This window comes from Streptomyces sp. NPDC093111 (genome assembly GCF_040683955.1).
Lineage (GTDB): Bacteria > Actinomycetota > Actinomycetes > Streptomycetales > Streptomycetaceae > Streptomyces.
The window spans coordinates 21,639-37,294 of record NZ_JBFBNW010000009.1; the positions used below are offsets into that span (position 1 = coordinate 21,639).

The following is a 15,656-nucleotide window of genomic DNA, read 5'->3' on the forward strand; positions in this document are numbered from 1 at the left end:
ACCTTGCCCGTGGTCCGGGTGTTCCTCACCGGCCAGAAGGCCGCTCCCTGAGAATCGTGCTCCGATTACGCCCACCGCGCTGTTCCGCTCCGACATCCGCAACACGGTCGGGGCCGTCCGCGCGATCGCTCCCTGCCCACGTCCGGTGGCCCGCCCGGCGCCGTCGCCGGCTTCGACGACTTCGAACGCGCCGACGCACTGTGCCTGGCGCTCACCCTTGTCGCGTGCGAGAGCGACAAGCTCGGCAAGGTCGCGGGCCTGCTTCCGAAGAACATCCGAGGAACACGGAACGGACTGGGCTGCCCCGTACGTTGAGCAGGGCGGGGCCACGCCGTGCGCACCCGGCGAGCACCGAAGGGGCGGGGGGACGCGTGTCGCAGCAGAGCCGTTCCGCGCGCCTGGCCGCGTCCGCGCTGACCCTCGTCGTCACCGTCCTCGCGCTGTTCGTCCCGGTGGCCGGGGCGCAGGGCGTGCCCCTGCCCGCCGACAGGCCGCTCGCGCACCACGCGGTGGCGGGGTACGCCGGGCATGAGGCAGGACGGGACGACGTCCCGGCGCAGCAGGTCGCGGTCACGCACCGGCCTGACGTCCACATCCCGGGCCCGCAGCCTGCCGGCCCCGCGCGTACGGCCGTAGACACGGCTCCGCGCCGCGCCTTGGGCGGGCCCGACACGGGCCCCGGCACCGTACTCGTACCGCCGCGCGGGCCGGCCGAGTCCGCCGCCCCGCGCGGCCCGCCCCATCGATGAGCACGCAGACCGTCATCGACGCCTGACCGTCCTGCCCCGGCGCACACCGCGCGGGGCTGGTCACGCGTCCCCCTGTCCTGCCCTCATCGTGGAGTACGCATGTCTCGCGCACCCTTGTGGAGGGCGATCGTCGCGCTGGCGGCCGTCGCCCTGTCCCTCTACATCGCCCTCACCCAGTCCGCCCGCCTCGGCCTCGATCTGCGAGGCGGCACCCAGCTCGTCCTGGAGACCCGGGACTCACCCACCGTCAAGGCCGACGCCGCGTCCACCGACCGTGCTCTGGAAGTCCTCAGGCAGCGCGTCGACGCCCTCGGCGTATCCGAACCCGGGATCGCACGCTCCGGCGAGAAGCGGATCATCGTCGAACTGCCCGAAGTGCAGGACCCCCGCAAGGCCGCGGAAGTCATCGGCCGTACCGCACAGCTCACGGTCCACCCGGTGACCGGGGCGACGGCCGACAAGGGCTCCGCGAAGCCCGCGGCCGACGGATCGCGCACCCTTCCCGACCCGGACCAGCCGGGCACCTACCTGAAGCTGGGCCCCACCGCCCTCACCGGCGAAGGGGTCAAGGATGCCGAGGCGGTCCTGGACCAACAGTTCCTCAACGGATGGATGGTCTCCCTCGACTTCCGCAAGGGCGCGGGCGACACCTGGGCGAAGATCACCTCGGACGCGGCCTGCGCGCCTCAGGGTGCTCCGGACCGCCGTGTCGCCATCACCCTCGACAACAAGATCATCTCGGCGCCCGGTGTCAATGCGGACGTGGCGTGCGGGGTTGGTATCACCGGCGGCTCCACGCAGATCAGCGGCCAGTTCGACCAGGCCGAGGCGCGCGACCTGGCGGCGCTCGTGAAGGGCGGCGCGCTGCCGGTGCCCCTCGACGTCGTGGAGCAGCGCACGGTCGGCCCGACGCTCGGCGCCGACGCGATCGAGGCGAGCGTCAAGGCCGCGCTCATCGGCATCGTCCTGACGGCGCTGTTCATCACCGTCGTCTACCGGCTCCTCGGTGCGCTCGCGGCCTTGGCCCTCGCGCTGTACGGCCTCATCTCGTACGCCGCTCTGGTGGCGCTCGGCGCGACGCTCACGCTGCCGGGGCTCGCCGGGTTCGTCCTGGCGATCGGCATGGCGGTGGACGCGAACGTCCTGGTCTTCGAACGGGCCAGGGAGGAGTACCTGGGCGTCCGTTCCAAGGACCTGGCAAAGCCGGTGCGGACGGGCTTCGCCAAGGCGTGGAGCGCGGTGATCGACTCGAACGTGACGACGCTGCTCGCCGCGGGACTGCTGTTCTTCTTCGCCACGGGCCCGGTCAAGGGCTTCGGGGTCACCGTGTCGATCGGCGTCCTGGCATCGATGCTCACGGCGCTCGTGATCACCCGCGCGCTCGCGGACTTCGCCGTCGCCCGCAGCTTCGTACGCAAGCGCCCCGGTCTGACGGGCATCGCCTCGACGGGCCGAGTCCGCACGTGGCTGGCCCGCCGCAAGCCGGACCTGGTCCGCCACCGGCGCCGCTGGCTCGGCGCGAGCGCACTCCTGGTGGCGGTGGCCGTCGCGGGAATCCTCGTCCGCGGCCTGGACTTCGGCGTGGAGTTCACCGGCGGCCGCCTCGTCGAGTACAGCACCAGCAGGTCCGTCGACGCGGACACGGCCCGCAACGCCGTGTCCGACGCGGGGTTCCCGCGCGCGGTGGTGCAGGAGTCCGGCGACGGCGACATCACCGTACGCACGGAGAAGCTCACCGACGACGAACAGCAGCGCGTCAAGGCGGCCTTGGAGAAGCCCGGCGGAACCGTCACGGTGGAGCGGGACGAGCAGATCGGTCCGAGCCTCGGCAGCGAACTGCGCCAGAAGGCACTCCTGGCCCTGGGCATCGCGGTGGCCGCCCAACTGGTCTACCTCAGCGTGCGGTTCCGCTGGACCCTCGCGGCGGCGGCGGTCTCCGCGATGGTCCACGACGTCCTCCTCGTGGTGGGCCTTTTCGCCTGGCTGGGCAGGCCGGTGGACAGCGTCTTCCTGGCGGCGCTGCTCACGGTCATCGGCTACTCCGTGAACGACACGGTGGTCGTCTTCGACCGCGTCCGCGAGGCGCGTCGCCGAGACCCGCGAGGCAACCTGGAGAGGACGGCCAACCACGCGGTGGTCCAGACACTGCCGCGCACGGTGAACACGGGCATGGGAGCCCTGTTCATCCTGACCGCACTGGCGATCCTGGGAGGCGACTCGCTGGCGGACTTCTCCGTGGCGCTGATCGCGGGCGTCCTGGTCGGCACCGCCTCGACCGTCTTCACCGCGGTCCCGATCGCGATCGCCCTGGAGCGCCGCAACCCGCAACCCCCTTCGGCACGGGGCCGCCGGGCCGAGGAGGAGGTCTCCGGCAGGTACGGCTCGTTGGAGGCGCGGAGGAAGAAGGAAAGGGGGACGGGGGCGGTCGTCTGACCCCACGAGTACGGTCCTGAGGTCTAGGGCAGCCGCCGTCACACGCCGATCGGGCCTCCACGGAGCTCCGACCACCGCGGCCAGGCTCGATGGAGTGCCGGTCGGCACGAGGGCCGGGGAAGCGGCACCCCCCGTCACCATCGTGACCCGCGTCCTGGCACCCGGAAGCCGCTACATGGTGTCCCCCTCGTTCACGTCGCCGGCTGCCCGGTGGCGGCACCGGCAGGATGGCGTCCACCTTCGGCCAGGCTCCGGGCCGGCCCGGAGCTTTGACGCCCAGCGGACCGGGTTTCCGGTGGACGCGGCGGGGCCGTCGAGGGTACGTCGACATGTCGGCGTACCCTCGTCCGGTGCCGCCCTCTGCGACGGGTGGACGGCGGCGACGTTCCCGGGGCGGCCTGGTGCGAGGACCGGACGATGCCTAGTGCTGGATCAGACCGCCTACCGGGACCGGGGCGACGTGGCCGGTTGCCGGAAGGGCCTGGGCCAGGGAGAGGCCGATGTCGACCAGCGATGACCGACGCAAGCGGGCGATGTCGGGGATCCTGGTCCAGACCGACTCGGCGACCTCGCCGTTCGGCTCCGGCCGGAGGCGGCCGCCGGTGATGCGGACGCGGTAGAAGACACCGACGTTGTGATGCTCGGTTCCCGCGCGCGCCTCGGCCGCGGGAATGACCCGCGAGTCCACACCGAGCAGACGATCCACCACCGCCATGCAGCCCGTCTCCTCGGCGACTTCCCGGATCACCGCATCGAACGGATCTTCGCCGTGCTCCACCCGGCCGCCCGGAAGAGTCCAGGTGCTCTCCCCCGTCTGCGGTACATGGCGGGCGAGCAACACCCGCCCGCCATCGATGCACACGGCATACGCCGCCAACCGAAAACTCATCCTTGCGCCTCCCCACCCGTACCTGCCCGACGTCCAAGGGCCGCGTACCGTCCCAGCGCCCGCACCGTATCCGCGAAAGGCCCGTGCCGCGGACGCGCGGCCGCACCGAACGGCGTCCGTCAGCTCACCAGCAGGGTGGCGGCCAGCACGACCAGGCCCTGGGCGGGTTACCCCAAAGGCTTGGGGTGTTCGCCCGGCATGGGGCGGTAGAGGGCCAGCAAGGCGCAGTTGTACGCGGCCCACACCAGCAGAGACAGCGGCTGGAGGGACAGGCGGATGAGTGCGTCGATGCCGGCCACTGTGTACGTGGTCAGCCGGGTGCGGCGCTCGCCGCGCACGGCCGGCAGCGTGTGGGGGCCGTCGCGGCGGTCGGCGCCGGCGAGTGCAGCAGGTGTGGAGCCGGCGGCAGGTCCGACGCGGACCACGTCAGCGGAGCCGCGGCAGGCGAGTCCGGGCACGAGCGGGCAGCGAGCGGGCAGCCGGCTGTAGCAGGGACACGACAGGTCGACAGCAGGCGCCCGCAAATCGGCAGGAACAAGCGGCCTATCCCGCCCCGCTGCCCGTGCCGTACCGGGCCCGCCGCAGCGCGGCGTGGACGAGCCAGCCCGCAGCGGCGCCGACGGTGTACCAGGCGAGGTCCGGTGCGTTGAAAGTGGAGCCGAGCACCAGACGGGCGAGGGTGCTGCGCCGGGAGAGCTCCGCGGGCACGGGACCGAGCTGAAGGAACTCGACCGCCCAGCTGACGGCAAGCGCGATCGCGGCGGCACGCGCGGGCGACAGCCGCGGGGCGACCGCGACGACGAGCGTCAGAAGCAGGACGGTGTACAGCGCGTCGCCGCCGTACTTCGCCATGTCCCCCGCCGCCATCGCCCTGAGCCCCAGCCCCGCGCCGACGGTCAGCGCGGCTGCCGCCACCGCTGCCGCGCGGGTCCGGACCTGGCGGGCGGCGGCACGGTCCGATGCGGCGGGGTCCGGGGACTCGCGGTCGGGGTTCGCTGGTGCGGAGGTCATCCGGTCATGGTGCCGGATGGCCGGGAGGGCCCCGTCCGGGACCCTGCAAGGTGCGAAGGAGCCGGCCGGAAGCGGGCCCGGGCGCGGTCGAATGTGCGGGGCTGAGCCGTTGCACAGGAGCAGCGCTTCAGGGTGCAGGCATCTACGGGGCTTTCGACAACGCCTGCGTCGCCGGCGTGAGCCGCGCACGAGCCGGTCAGCTGCCGAATGCCGTCAGGGCCAGTCGTCGGGCGACGGCGGGGACGCCGTCGACGGGTCCGGCTGTGCCCACCGCGTATACCGCGCGCAAGCGGAGATCCCGGGAAGCGAAGACGCCACTGCAGCACCCCGGATCCGATCCCGTCGTGCCCCACAGCAGCTTCCCGTCAGACAGCGGCGCGGACATCAACCCCACGCTGAAGCGGGCAGTACCCTCGCCAGGACCCGTGTCGCAGTGGGAACCGCCCACGTGCGGCCGCGGCTTGTGATCGATTCCCGTCGGTACGGTGAACAGTTCGGCGGTCTGCGCCGGGCGCAGCAGTCGGCCGTCGAACAAGCCGGATGTGACCTGAGCGTCCGCCAATGGGCCGTCAGATGCGGGGGCTGTCGGGACGGGGGGTCCAGCGCCGGGTGAATCCGGGGCGCCGGATTCAGGCTAGGGATGGTGGCCTTGACGCGGTGGCGGGAGCGATGAAGAACTCGACGAAGATCCAGCCGGTGTCAGGTGTAGATTCTGCCGGATGGAGATCGGTGAGTTGATCGGGGCGGGGCGGACGGCGGATGTGTTCGCCCTCGACGAGGACCGCGTGGTGCGGCGCTACCGCGACGGTGAGGACGCCACCGGTGAGGCGGTCGTGATGACGTACCTGACCCAGCACGGATATCCGGTGCCGAGGGTGTGGCCGGGCCCTGTGGCCGCAGAGTTGGTGATGCAGCGGCTGTCGGGGCCGACGATGCGTGAGGCGCTGGTCGCGGGCACGCTCAGCGGCGAGCAGGCGGGCGAGTTGCTGGCCGATCTGTTGGTGCGCCTGCACGCTGTCCCGCCCCGGACGGGAGCCGATCCCACCCACCGCATCGTGCACCTCGACCTGCACCCGGAGAACATCTTCCTCACCCCCGACGGCCCCGTGGTGATCGACTGGGCCACCGCCCAGGAGGGCCCTCCCGGCCTGGACACCGCGATGGCCGCGCTGATCCTCGCGCAGGCGGCGCTCACCATGCCGGCCGCCGCCGAGATCGCGCGGACCGTCCTCCCCACTCTGGTGCGTCGGCTCGGCGGCACCGACGGCATGCTGCTGTCTGAGGCCCGAGCCCGGCGGGCCGCCAATCCCACCCTCACTGAGGACGAGATCGCCGCCCTCGACGAGGCCGTCGCCTTGATCCTGGCGGCAGGAGCCGACGCCGACGAGAGCGTTCGCCGGTAGGAGGCGAGCTGGGGATGTCGGATGCGGGGGGGGCTGGTGGGTCGGGTGGGTCGGTGTGTCGGTTGTGTCGGCGGTGGGTGGATCAGGCCCGGCGGATCAAGCTGTCCGTCCACCGCGGTCCGAACAGGCCGGGCGAGGGATCCGTGGAACCAGCACGGGGCGCCGATCCCCGCCACGTACCGGCACCTGAACCGGTGGGATGAGCCGAAGCCCGTGAGGAGCGAGCGAAACCGGTTGCGGGTGCAGCCCGGTGCCTGAGACCGTGCGGGCTCCCGCAACTGCGACGAGGCTCGGATGACGATCTACTTCTATGGCGCGGACGAAGTCCCCTACGGCTGCTTCTCCAACTTCTCCGCCCACGACCTGGAACTCGACGGGCACGTTTGGCCCACCTCGGAGCACTACTTCCAGGCCCAGAAGTTCATCGGCACCCGCCATGCCGATCTCATCCGTCGGGCCCGCACGCCGCTGCGGGCCGCCGAGCTCGGCCGTGACCCGTCCAGACCGCTCCGGCGGGACTGGGAGCGCGTCAAGGACGACGTGATGCGCCGTGCCGTGGCGGCCAAGTTCCGGGCCCATGCGGACATCCGCGGCATCCTGCTGTCCACCGCCGACGAGGAGATCGTCGAGAACACCGGCACCGACCACTACTGGGGCCGCGGCAGAACCGGGACCGGCAAGAACATGCTGGGCCGTATCCTCATGCGCACCCGCAGGCAACTCCGCGCCGAATCCCGGGGAAGCCATCGCCAGCTCGGCTAACGCACCATAGAAATTGCCGCATTCCACGGCAGCGGCGCGTCCACAGGGCTCTGTGTGCTCGACGGGGCACCCTCCCGCGGGTGCGACCGAGCCGTGTCCCGCGCCCACCGGGCAAGGCCGGGATCGAGCCCGAGGGACACGGTGGCGGGATGGGGCGGTGTCCGACTCCCTTCCTGAACTGTGGCTGCTCGGCCTCGCCTTGAATCCGGCGGCGCCCTCCGGCGTGCTGATACGCCGGTTGAAGCGAGCGTTCATCCCGGTGCCGGAGGGGAGGTGGGCGTCTCCTTGTCATGGCGCTTCCGGCCCGAATCGGGCCTTGTACGCCGACGGGGTGATGCCGGTCTCGCGGCGCATCAGCGCGCGCAGGTTGGCAGCGGTGCCCAGGCCGCTGCGCCGTGCGACCGTCTCGAAGCGGTACTCGCCTCGCTCGATCAAGCGGCATGCCAGGGCGAGTCGTTCTCCGGTGAGCCATGTCAGCGGTGTCGTGCCCAGCTGTTCGCGGAAGCGGCGATGCAGTGTTGCCGGGCTGACCGCCGCGCGTGCGGCGAGGTCGGCGACCGTGAGTGGGGTGTCCAAGTGTTCCTGTGCCCAGGCCAGGACGGGGGCCAGGGACTGGTCCGGCAGGTCCGGCATGGGGCGCTCCACGAACTGCCGCTGGCCGCCGTCCCGGTGTGCGGCGAACACGAGCCGCCGGCTCACCGAATTGGCGACCTCCGCACCGTGGTCGCGGCGGACCACATGCAGACCGAGATCGAGTGCGGCCGCGCTCCCCGCCGCGGTGAGGATGTCGCCGTCGTCCACGAACAGCACGTCGGATGCGAGGTGGACCGAGGGGAAGCGGGCGCGGAAGGAATCCGCCCACTGCCAGTGTGCGGTGGCCCGGCGGCCGTCGAGGACTCCGGCCTCTGCCAGCGTGAAGGCGCCGCTGCAGAAGCCGACGAGGCGGGCACCGCGTGCGTGCGCCCGTCTGACGGCGTCGAGCACGGCGGGACGGTGGGGCGTCTCGGTGTTGGGGCGGTTGGGGACGATCAAGGTGTCCGCCGCGTCGGCCGCTTCCAGCCCGGCGACCCCGGTGAGCGTGAAGAACCCGTCTCGCATCAGGGTGCGGGGCTCGGGCGAGCACAGCCTGAAGTCGTAGAGGTCGCGACCGATCTCCGGTCTGCGCAGACCGAAGACCTCGGTCGCGCAGCCGAGCTCGAAGGGGTTCGAGTTCTCGTCGACGATCACGACGACCCGGTGTACGCCCGCCGGGTGAACTGTTTGCGAGGATTCTTGCGCCATATGCGATTCCTAGCACTCACGCCGGTGGTGCGGAACGGCTCAGGATGGGCCCATGAGCAACGAACCCATTCTCCTCGGCAAGGCTCTGGCCTCCTTCGATGCCTTGTGGAGCCCCCGCATCGTCACGCGCGTCAACGACTACGACGTCCGGATCGCCAAGGTCGCGGGCGAACACGTCTGGCACGCCCATGACGACACCGACGAGTTCTTCCTCGTCATCGAAGGCGAACTGCACATCTCCTTGCGCGAGCCCGAGGGCGAGCGTACGGTCCTGCTCCCGCAGGGGGCCGTCTTCACCGTCCCCCGGGGCATCGAACACAAGCCGTACGCTCCGTCCGGCGCCGCCATCCTCATGTTCGAGCCCAGCGGGACACTGAGCGTGGGCGATCGCCATGACGAGGTCCCGGACCACGTGGACGCGACGACCGGACACTCGCTCGACTCCTGAGCCCCCAGGGCCCGCTCGTCGGGCGTCGGGCGTCGGCACATCGGCGGCGAGGCGGCGCTGCCTGGCGCGGACCGGCCGGCCATGCGGGCTCTCGACGGTGCGGCGGTTTCCTTGGGCGTCGCAGGGGAGTTCGGCGGCCGGGTGGTTGGCGGTGAAGTCGCGTTCCGCCTGTCGTTCGGCTTCGCTGATCGCGGTGGGTTCGACGTTGATGATGCCGCCGAACGGCCGGTCGACGCCGCGGATGATGCACACCGTGGTGGTCAGCAGCGCGGTGATGACCACCAGGGTGATCACCTGGCCGCGGTTGTTCTGCGCGGCAGGCAGATGCCGAGGCCGATGACGGTGACGGTCAGGGTGGCGAGCAGGAACCAGAAGTTCGCCGACGGAATGCTGGCGGTGGCCTGGGTCAGCCGCTCCTCGCGTTCGTCGGAGCGCCTGTTGTCGGCGGCGATCAGCATGCCGAAGGCCGGCTTGCCCTCCAGCGTCTTAGAAGACGGTCCGGCACCGCCCCGCCCTCATCTCCGACCGGGTCCCATGCGTCTACGACACCTGCCGATCCCGAGGCGCCCGGCGCCCGGCCGGGCGCCCGTAGCTAGCGAGCAGATGCGGTGGGGGTGCGTGAACGTGCGCGACCCGGGGCCGGATCCGGACGGAATCTGCCGATTCCGCGCTGGTGTTCGTCTTCTGTTCACCGACAACCTGAATGCATGCCTCCGGTATCTCCTAAACATAACGGGTCTGGACCACAGAGGTCCGCACGCGAAAGATCCAAGGAGTCCCCCGTCATGCCTCCCTCCCCCGACGTCTCCCGCCGCACGCTGCTCGGCGGCGCCGCCGGTGCCGCCGTGCTCGCCTCGCTGCCGTTCAGCGTGCGCGAGGCGCTCGCCGCGCCCGCCCGCCCCGGCCGGCTGGAAGACATCGCGCATGTCGTCGTCCTGATGCAGGAGAACCGTTCCTTCGACCACTACTTCGGGACCCTCCCCGGCGTCCGTGGCGTCGGCGACCGCGTGGCCGTGCGCGGCGTCAACGGCAAGTCGGTCTTCCACCAGCCCGACCCCTCGCGCACCGAGGGCCACCTCGTCCCCTTCGCGATGAACGCGGCCCACACCAACGCCTACCGCAACGGCGCCCCCGCCTTCGGGTTCGTCGACTCCTTCCCCCTGTGGAACGACGGGCGGGCCGACGGCTACGTGACCGGGCGCAGCAGCGGCTGGCTCGGGCACGGGTTCTACGAGCCTGCCGACATGCCGTTCTACAACGCCCTCGCCAGCACCTTCACGATCTGCGACCAGTACCACGCGTCGGTCCAGTGCAACACGAACACCAACCGCGACCACTTCATGACCGGCACGAGTGGCGGCACGGTCAACGACACCGTCGTCTACAACAACAGCTACATACCGGGCGGTTACACCTGGACCACGTACGCCGAGCGGCTCCAGAGCGCCGGCGTCAGCTGGAAGACGTACCAGGCCCGGGACAACTACGACGACAACGCCCTCGCCTGGTTCCGGCCGTTCCAGCAGGCCAAGCCCGGCGAGCCGCTCCATGACCGGGGCATGGCGATGGTCGGCGCCGCGGCCGACCAGGACGACGGCCACAAGATGGGCGACGCGCTCGTCGAGGCGTTCCGCGCCGACGTCGCCGCCGACCGCCTGCCGCAGGTGTCCTGGATCGTCGCCCCGGAGGCACTCTCCGAGCACGCCAGCTGGCCCCCGCCGTTCGGCGAGCACCTCACCGCGCGGCTGATCGAGGCGCTCGCGGACCACCCCGAGGTGTGGGCCAAGACCGTCTTCATCCTCAACTACGACGAGCACGGCGGCTTCTTCGACCACTGCATGCCGCCGGTGCCGCCGCTCTCCGCCGACCGGGGCAAGGCGACCATGTCCGTGGACGGCGAGGTCGTCGTCCGGGTCAAGCGCACCGACGGTGCCGTCGCGATGCGCGTCGTCTCCCAGGACGGCCGCTACCGGGTCCGTGCCGCCGACGGCTCCCTCGCCTGGTCGGACACCCTGCCGGCCGGGGAGACCCTGGTCTCCGGACCGCACGCCATGGGTCTCGGCCTGCGGGTGCCGATGCTCGTCGTGTCCCCGTGGACCCGAGGCGGCGTCGTCGACTCCACCGTCCTCGACCACACCTCCGTGATCCGTTTCCTCGAGCGCCGCTTCGGGGTGCGCGAGCCCAACATCAGCGCCTGGCGCCGCTCCGTCTCCGGCGACCTGACGTCCGTCTTCGACTTCTCCGGCGAGAACATCGTCTGGCCCGAACTGCCCGACACCAGCGGCAACGTGGCGAAGGCCGACGCGGCCGTCGGGAAGCCGTCGATCGCCGTCCCCTCGCCGCAGTTCTTCCCCCGGCAGGCGCGCGGCACCCGGCCCGCCCGGCCCGTGCCGTACGCCCTGTCGCTGCGCTCCCGGGTCCGCGACGGCAAGGTCGAACTCGATCTCCGCAACAAGGGCCGCCAGGCGGCCGTCTTCCAGGTGTACGCGGAGCCCGGCAGCACCCCCGACTTCTACACCGTCGGTGCGGGCGAGCGGCTCTCCGGCGCCCGCGCGCTCCAGGACGGCAGCTACGACCTGCGGGTCCACGGCCCCAACGGCTCCCTGTGGGCCCTGCGCGGAGACGCCGACGACGCTCTGGAGGCCCGGCTGAAGGAGGAGTCCGACGGCGACCGCGCGTACGTGGAGATCGAGATCGAGAACCGCGGCCGGCGCTCCCGTACCGTCCTCGTCGGCGATTTGGCGTACGGCGGCGGCGTCCGTGAGGTCCGGGTCGGCGCGCGCGACGAGCGCGGGGTGAAGCTGCGGGTGCCGGCCGAGCGCTGGTACGACGTCGCCGTGAGCGCAGCCGACGACCCGCGGTTCCTGCGCCGCTTCGCCGGCCGTTTCGCCGACCGGCACGAGAACGGGCACCGGGACCGGCACCCGGGCCGTGGCGGGGGCCGCACCCGTGCCGTCACCGACCCGGCGATGGGTCTCGCCGACGCCCTCGTCGCCGAGCTCACCACGGCCGCCGGTGACGAGCCGGTCGTCGCGGGCGGGACCACGTCCCGGTTCAGCGCCACCGTGACCAACCGCGGGCCCGTCGAGCTCCACGACGTGACCGTCGCCCTCACGGTGCCGTCCGGGTGGACGGCGAAGCCGGTCGCGGACACCCCGCCGCGGACCCTGCCCTCCGGTTCCTCGTACGTCGCGAGCTGGGACGTCACCGCGTCGGCCGACGCCCCCGCGTACGGCTCCGCCCGGCTGCTCGCGGTCGCCCGCGGCCGCGCGGCGGACGGTCTGCGCCTCGCGGACGGCGAGATCCAGGCCCGGATCGCCCCCTCCATGAGCGGGCACCTGCTCGCGGAGGACTTCCAGTCGCTCGCCGGGAAGCTGGTCCCGCGCGGCCAGGTGCTCGGCTGGACGGCGACGGCGCCGGAAGGCTGGTCGGTCGTCAACGCGGCCGCGATGCCCAAGGGCACGCCGATGTTCCAGGGCTGGACCTTCCACACCCGGCGCGCGTGGTCGGCCGGGGCCCAGAACCGGCCGAACTTCACCCGGGGACTCGGCATCATCGCGGTCGCCGACCCCGACGACTGGGACGACACGGGCGCGCCCGCGAGCAAGGGCCGCTTCGACTCGACCCTGGTCTCGCCCTCGGTCCCGATCCCGGCCGGACGCACGACCCTCCGGGTGGACTTCGACTCCCACTACCGGCAGGAGGCCGATCAGAAGGCCGAGGTCCGCGCGGTCTTCGACACGGGCGAGGAGCAGATCGTGCTGCGGTACGGCCCGGGCTCGCCGGACGCCGAGAACACGGCGGTCGGCAAGGACCTCGTCGTCCCGGCGGGGGCTCGGACGGTGACCCTCCGGTTCCGGATGTACGACGCCGGGAACAACTGGTACTGGGCGGTGGATCACATCCGCGTGAGCTGACGTGAGTACGGGCGGCGATCGGCGACCCCGGTCACCGCCCGGGTTCCTCGGTAGCCGGTGTCGGCCCGGTCCTTGGGGATCCAGGGCGTGCGGGGGCGCCGCGCCTCCGGCGGAAGGACCGGACCGGAGAAACGGCGGGACGGCGGGACGGCTCCGGTCAGCTCTTCGCCCGGGGCCCGCAGAGGGCTTCGCGCAGGTGGGCCGCCTCCTCGTCGAGGTGCTGGAGCAGGGCCTGGAGGGCGGGGCTGCGGGTGCGGTGGGCGACCTCGGTCGTCCCGACGGTGCGGCCCACCGAGGGGAGTTCGACCGGGAGGGCGGCGAGCTGCTCGTCGTCGCGGAGGACCAGTTCGGGGAGCAGTGCGACCATGTCGGTCTGGAGGAGCAGGGCCCTCATGGTGAGGATCGACGTGCACTCGACCCGGTCGCCGGGGAGCTCAAGCCCCCGGTCGGCGAAGAGCGCCCCGAGTTCCTGGCGCAGCGCGGTCTGTTCGACGGGCAGGATCCACGGGTGGCCGAGGGTGTCGGTGAGGGTGACGCAGGGGTCGTCGAGCAGGGGGTGACCGGAGCGGACGGCGAGCCGGATGCGTTCCCGGTAGAGCCGGCGCTGGCGGAGTCCGTCACCTTCCTTCGGCGCGGGGCCCACCCGGCCGACGATGACGTCGAGTTCACCCGCGAGGAGCGCCGGGTGCAGGACGTCCGGAGTGCCCTCGCGGACGACGACCGTGAGCCGGGGCCGCTCCCGTTTCAGCCGGGCGACGGCCCGGGGCAACAGGACGTTGGTGCCGGCGAGGAGCGCGCCGACGGTCACCGTGCCGTCCTGGCCCTGGCGTAGTCCGGTGAGGTGTTCGGCGGCGCGCCGCATCTCGGCGAGGACGGCGCGGGCGTGTTCGGTGAGGGCCTGGCCGTAGAGCGTGGGCCGCATGCCGCGGGGGACGCGGACGAAGAGCGGCAGGTCGGCGATGGTCTCCAGTTCGCGCAGGGTGCGGGTGGCGGCGGGCTGGGTGAGGTGGAGGGTCTCGGCGGCCCTCGCCACGCTGCCGTGGTCGACGATCGCGACGAGCAGGGTCAGGTGACGGAACTTCAGGCGGCCGTCCAGGAGGTCCATCTGCGGGGCTCCTCGTGGGAGGGGTGAGGGGGCGGGAGGGGCGCCACTCCCCCTGCCATAGCGATCTCGGTATGGGGAGAGTGCTTTTTGGCATTGGTTCGGCATAGCTTGATGGGCGCATGATACCGGCACGCGCCGGGACACCTGATCCGAAGTCCCGGCCTGGTATCGCAACGGAGGTCTGCAAGGTGCGCTCACCTGTGCGGCATTACGTAGGGGGCGGGTTCGACGGCTCGGGCGTGCCGTTCCCGCTCGTCGACCCGGTCCGGGGCATCACCGCGGGCGAGGCGCCCGCGGCTTCCCGGGAGCTGGTGGACCGCGCGGTCGACGCGGCCCGCGCCGCTCTGAGCGGGCCGTGGGCCTCGTGGAGTCCGGCCGAGCGCGCCCGGCTGCTGCACCGGATCGCCGACGGCATCGAGGCGCGGTTCGAGGAGTTCGTCGACGCCGAGTGCGCCGACACGGGCAAGCCCCGGGAACTGGCCTCGACGGTCGACATCCCGCGTGCCGTCGCCAACTTCCGCTCGTACGCCGACCTGCTCGTCGGCCGTGCCGAGCGGTCCTGGAACACGCCCACGCCGGACGGGCGCGGCGCCCTGAACTACACGGTGCACAAGCCGCTCGGCGTGGTCGCGGTGATCTCGCCGTGGAACCTGCCCCTGCTCCTCCTGACCTGGAAGGTGGCCCCGGCGCTCGCGACGGGCAACACCGTGGTCGCCAAGCCCTCCGAACTCACCCCGGGCACGGCCTGCCTGCTGGCGGAGGTGATGGCCGGGGCGGAGCTGCCGCCGGGTGTCTTCAACCTCGTGCATGGCGGTGGCGGGGACGCCGCCGGCCAGTGGCTCACCGAGCACCCGGGGGTGGACGCCGTCGCGTTCACCGGGGAGTCCCGCACGGGTTCGACGATCATGCGGGCCGTCGCCGGGCGGCTGGCCCCCGTCTCCTTCGAGCTGGGCGGCAAGAACGCCGGGCTCGTCTTCGCCGACGCGGATCTGGAGCGGGCGGTGGAGGGCACCCTCCGCTCGGCGTTCACCCACAGCGGGCAGGTGTGCCTGTGCACCGAGCGGGTGTACGTGGAGCGGCCGGTGTTCGACGCGTTCGCCGAGGCGCTGGCGGCCGGGGCACGGGAGTTGACCGGCTACGGCCCGATGGTCTCCGCCGCGCACCGCGACAAGGTGCTCGGCTACCTCGGAAAGGCGGCGGCCGACGGCCGGGTCCTCGCGGGCGGCGGGGTGCCGCGGTTCGGGGACGACCGGGACGGCGGCTTCTGGGTGGAGCCGACCGTGCTGACCGGACTGCCCGAGGAGCACCCGGCGGTACGGGAGGAGATCTTCGGTCCCGTCGTGCACCTGGCGCCGTTCGACACCGAGGAGGAGGCGCTGACGCTCGCCAACGCGGGGCCCTACGGGCTGGCCGCCACGGTGTGGACGGGCGACGTGAGCCGGGCGCACCGGGTCGCCCCGGCCCTCGACGTCGGCGTCGCCTGGGTCAACACCTGGAACCTGCGCGATCTGCGCACCCCCTTCGGCGGCGTGAAGGCGTCCGGCATCGGCCGTGAGGGCGGCGACCACTCCCTCGACTTCTTCTCCGAACCGATGAATGTGTGCGTGAAACTGTGAACACCGTCGCCGCGAGCGCCACGAACACTGCGCGCAGCGCGA

At 72.1% G+C, this 15,656-nt stretch carries 13 protein-coding genes; 7 read left to right on the forward strand and 6 right to left on the reverse strand.

The window, feature by feature from the left end; genetic code table 11:
- Positions 1 to 371: 371 nt before the first annotated feature.
- Together AB0Q96_RS17035 and secD are read left to right on the forward strand one after the other, a co-directional pair.
- Positions 372 to 749, forward strand: coding sequence for a hypothetical protein (locus AB0Q96_RS17035; protein ID WP_365326702.1), 378 nt, complete (start codon positions 372 to 374; stop codon positions 747 to 749).
- A gap of 99 nt (positions 750 to 848) precedes the next feature.
- Positions 849 to 3,182, forward strand: coding sequence for a protein translocase subunit SecD (gene secD, locus AB0Q96_RS17040; protein ID WP_365326115.1), 2,334 nt, complete (start codon positions 849 to 851; stop codon positions 3,180 to 3,182).
- 421 nt (positions 3,183 to 3,603) lie between these two features.
- Here secD and AB0Q96_RS17045 read toward each other — a convergent pair whose 3' ends face one another.
- The 3 genes from AB0Q96_RS17045 to AB0Q96_RS17055 form a co-directional block, all read right to left on the reverse strand.
- On the reverse strand, positions 3,604 to 4,071 hold the full coding sequence (locus tag AB0Q96_RS17045; RefSeq protein WP_365326117.1) for an NUDIX domain-containing protein: 468 nt from the start codon (positions 4,069 to 4,071) through the stop codon (positions 3,604 to 3,606).
- Between the two features lie 167 nt (positions 4,072 to 4,238).
- On the reverse strand, positions 4,239 to 4,529 hold the full coding sequence (locus tag AB0Q96_RS17050; protein WP_365326119.1) for a hypothetical protein: 291 nt from the start codon (positions 4,527 to 4,529) through the stop codon (positions 4,239 to 4,241).
- Positions 4,530 to 4,614: 85 nt separating this feature from the next.
- On the reverse strand, positions 4,615 to 5,082 hold the full coding sequence (locus tag AB0Q96_RS17055; RefSeq protein ID WP_365326121.1) for a DUF2809 domain-containing protein: 468 nt from the start codon (positions 5,080 to 5,082) through the stop codon (positions 4,615 to 4,617).
- 719 nt (positions 5,083 to 5,801) lie between these two features.
- Here AB0Q96_RS17055 and AB0Q96_RS17060 point away from each other — a divergent pair.
- Complete coding sequence (locus AB0Q96_RS17060; RefSeq protein WP_365326123.1) at positions 5,802 to 6,485, forward strand: phosphotransferase; 684 nt, start codon at positions 5,802 to 5,804, stop codon at positions 6,483 to 6,485.
- 294 nt (positions 6,486 to 6,779) lie between these two features.
- Positions 6,780 to 7,247 (forward strand): NADAR family protein, encoded by a 468-nt coding sequence (locus AB0Q96_RS17065; protein WP_365326124.1) that lies wholly within the window; start codon positions 6,780 to 6,782, stop codon positions 7,245 to 7,247.
- A gap of 288 nt (positions 7,248 to 7,535) precedes the next feature.
- Here the strand turns inward: AB0Q96_RS17065 and AB0Q96_RS17070 are convergent, their stop codons facing one another.
- The gene (locus AB0Q96_RS17070) at positions 7,536 to 8,528 is read right to left on the reverse strand and encodes a helix-turn-helix domain-containing protein (protein ID WP_365326126.1); all 993 of its coding nucleotides are present in this window, start codon (positions 8,526 to 8,528) and stop codon (positions 7,536 to 7,538) included.
- A gap of 52 nt (positions 8,529 to 8,580) precedes the next feature.
- Here AB0Q96_RS17070 and AB0Q96_RS17075 point away from each other — a divergent pair, with 52 nt between their 5' ends.
- Positions 8,581 to 8,976 (forward strand): cupin domain-containing protein, encoded by a 396-nt coding sequence (locus AB0Q96_RS17075; RefSeq protein WP_365326128.1) that lies wholly within the window; start codon positions 8,581 to 8,583, stop codon positions 8,974 to 8,976.
- Between the two features lie 290 nt (positions 8,977 to 9,266).
- Here the strand turns inward: AB0Q96_RS17075 and AB0Q96_RS17080 are convergent, their stop codons facing one another.
- On the reverse strand, positions 9,267 to 9,434 hold the full coding sequence (locus tag AB0Q96_RS17080) for a hypothetical protein (RefSeq protein WP_365326130.1): 168 nt from the start codon (positions 9,432 to 9,434) through the stop codon (positions 9,267 to 9,269).
- A gap of 327 nt (positions 9,435 to 9,761) precedes the next feature.
- Between AB0Q96_RS17080 and AB0Q96_RS17085 the strand changes: the two genes are divergently transcribed.
- Positions 9,762 to 12,893: a phosphocholine-specific phospholipase C gene (locus AB0Q96_RS17085; protein WP_365326132.1), complete on the forward strand. Its 3,132-nt coding sequence runs from the start codon at positions 9,762 to 9,764 to the stop codon at positions 12,891 to 12,893.
- Positions 12,894 to 13,050: 157 nt separating this feature from the next.
- Here AB0Q96_RS17085 and AB0Q96_RS17090 read toward each other — a convergent pair whose 3' ends face one another.
- Entirely contained in the window at positions 13,051 to 13,998 is a 948-nt protein-coding gene (locus tag AB0Q96_RS17090; RefSeq protein ID WP_365326134.1) for a LysR substrate-binding domain-containing protein, read from the reverse strand.
- A gap of 200 nt (positions 13,999 to 14,198) precedes the next feature.
- Here AB0Q96_RS17090 and AB0Q96_RS17095 point away from each other — a divergent pair, with 200 nt between their 5' ends.
- Complete coding sequence (locus tag AB0Q96_RS17095; RefSeq protein WP_365326136.1) at positions 14,199 to 15,614, forward strand: 2-hydroxymuconic semialdehyde dehydrogenase; 1,416 nt, start codon at positions 14,199 to 14,201, stop codon at positions 15,612 to 15,614.
- Positions 15,615 to 15,656: the final 42 nt, after the last annotated feature.

Coding starts and splice junctions, on each gene's coding strand:
- AB0Q96_RS17075 (WP_365326128.1), top strand. CDS start 8,581: ATGAGCAACGAACCCATTCTCCTCGGCAAGGCTCTGGCCTCCTTCGAT.
- AB0Q96_RS17055 (WP_365326121.1), bottom strand. CDS start 5,082: ATGACCTCCGCACCAGCGAACCCCGACCGCGAGTCCCCGGACCCCGCC.
- AB0Q96_RS17060 (WP_365326123.1), top strand. CDS start 5,802: ATGGAGATCGGTGAGTTGATCGGGGCGGGGCGGACGGCGGATGTGTTC.
- AB0Q96_RS17045 (WP_365326117.1), bottom strand. CDS start 4,071: ATGAGTTTTCGGTTGGCGGCGTATGCCGTGTGCATCGATGGCGGGCGG.
- AB0Q96_RS17090 (WP_365326134.1), bottom strand. CDS start 13,998: ATGGACCTCCTGGACGGCCGCCTGAAGTTCCGTCACCTGACCCTGCTC.
- AB0Q96_RS17065 (WP_365326124.1), top strand. CDS start 6,780: ATGACGATCTACTTCTATGGCGCGGACGAAGTCCCCTACGGCTGCTTC.
- AB0Q96_RS17070 (WP_365326126.1), bottom strand. CDS start 8,528: ATGGCGCAAGAATCCTCGCAAACAGTTCACCCGGCGGGCGTACACCGG.
- AB0Q96_RS17080 (WP_365326130.1), bottom strand. CDS start 9,434: ATGCTGATCGCCGCCGACAACAGGCGCTCCGACGAACGCGAGGAGCGG.
- AB0Q96_RS17085 (WP_365326132.1), top strand. CDS start 9,762: ATGCCTCCCTCCCCCGACGTCTCCCGCCGCACGCTGCTCGGCGGCGCC.
- secD (WP_365326115.1), top strand. CDS start 849: ATGTCTCGCGCACCCTTGTGGAGGGCGATCGTCGCGCTGGCGGCCGTC.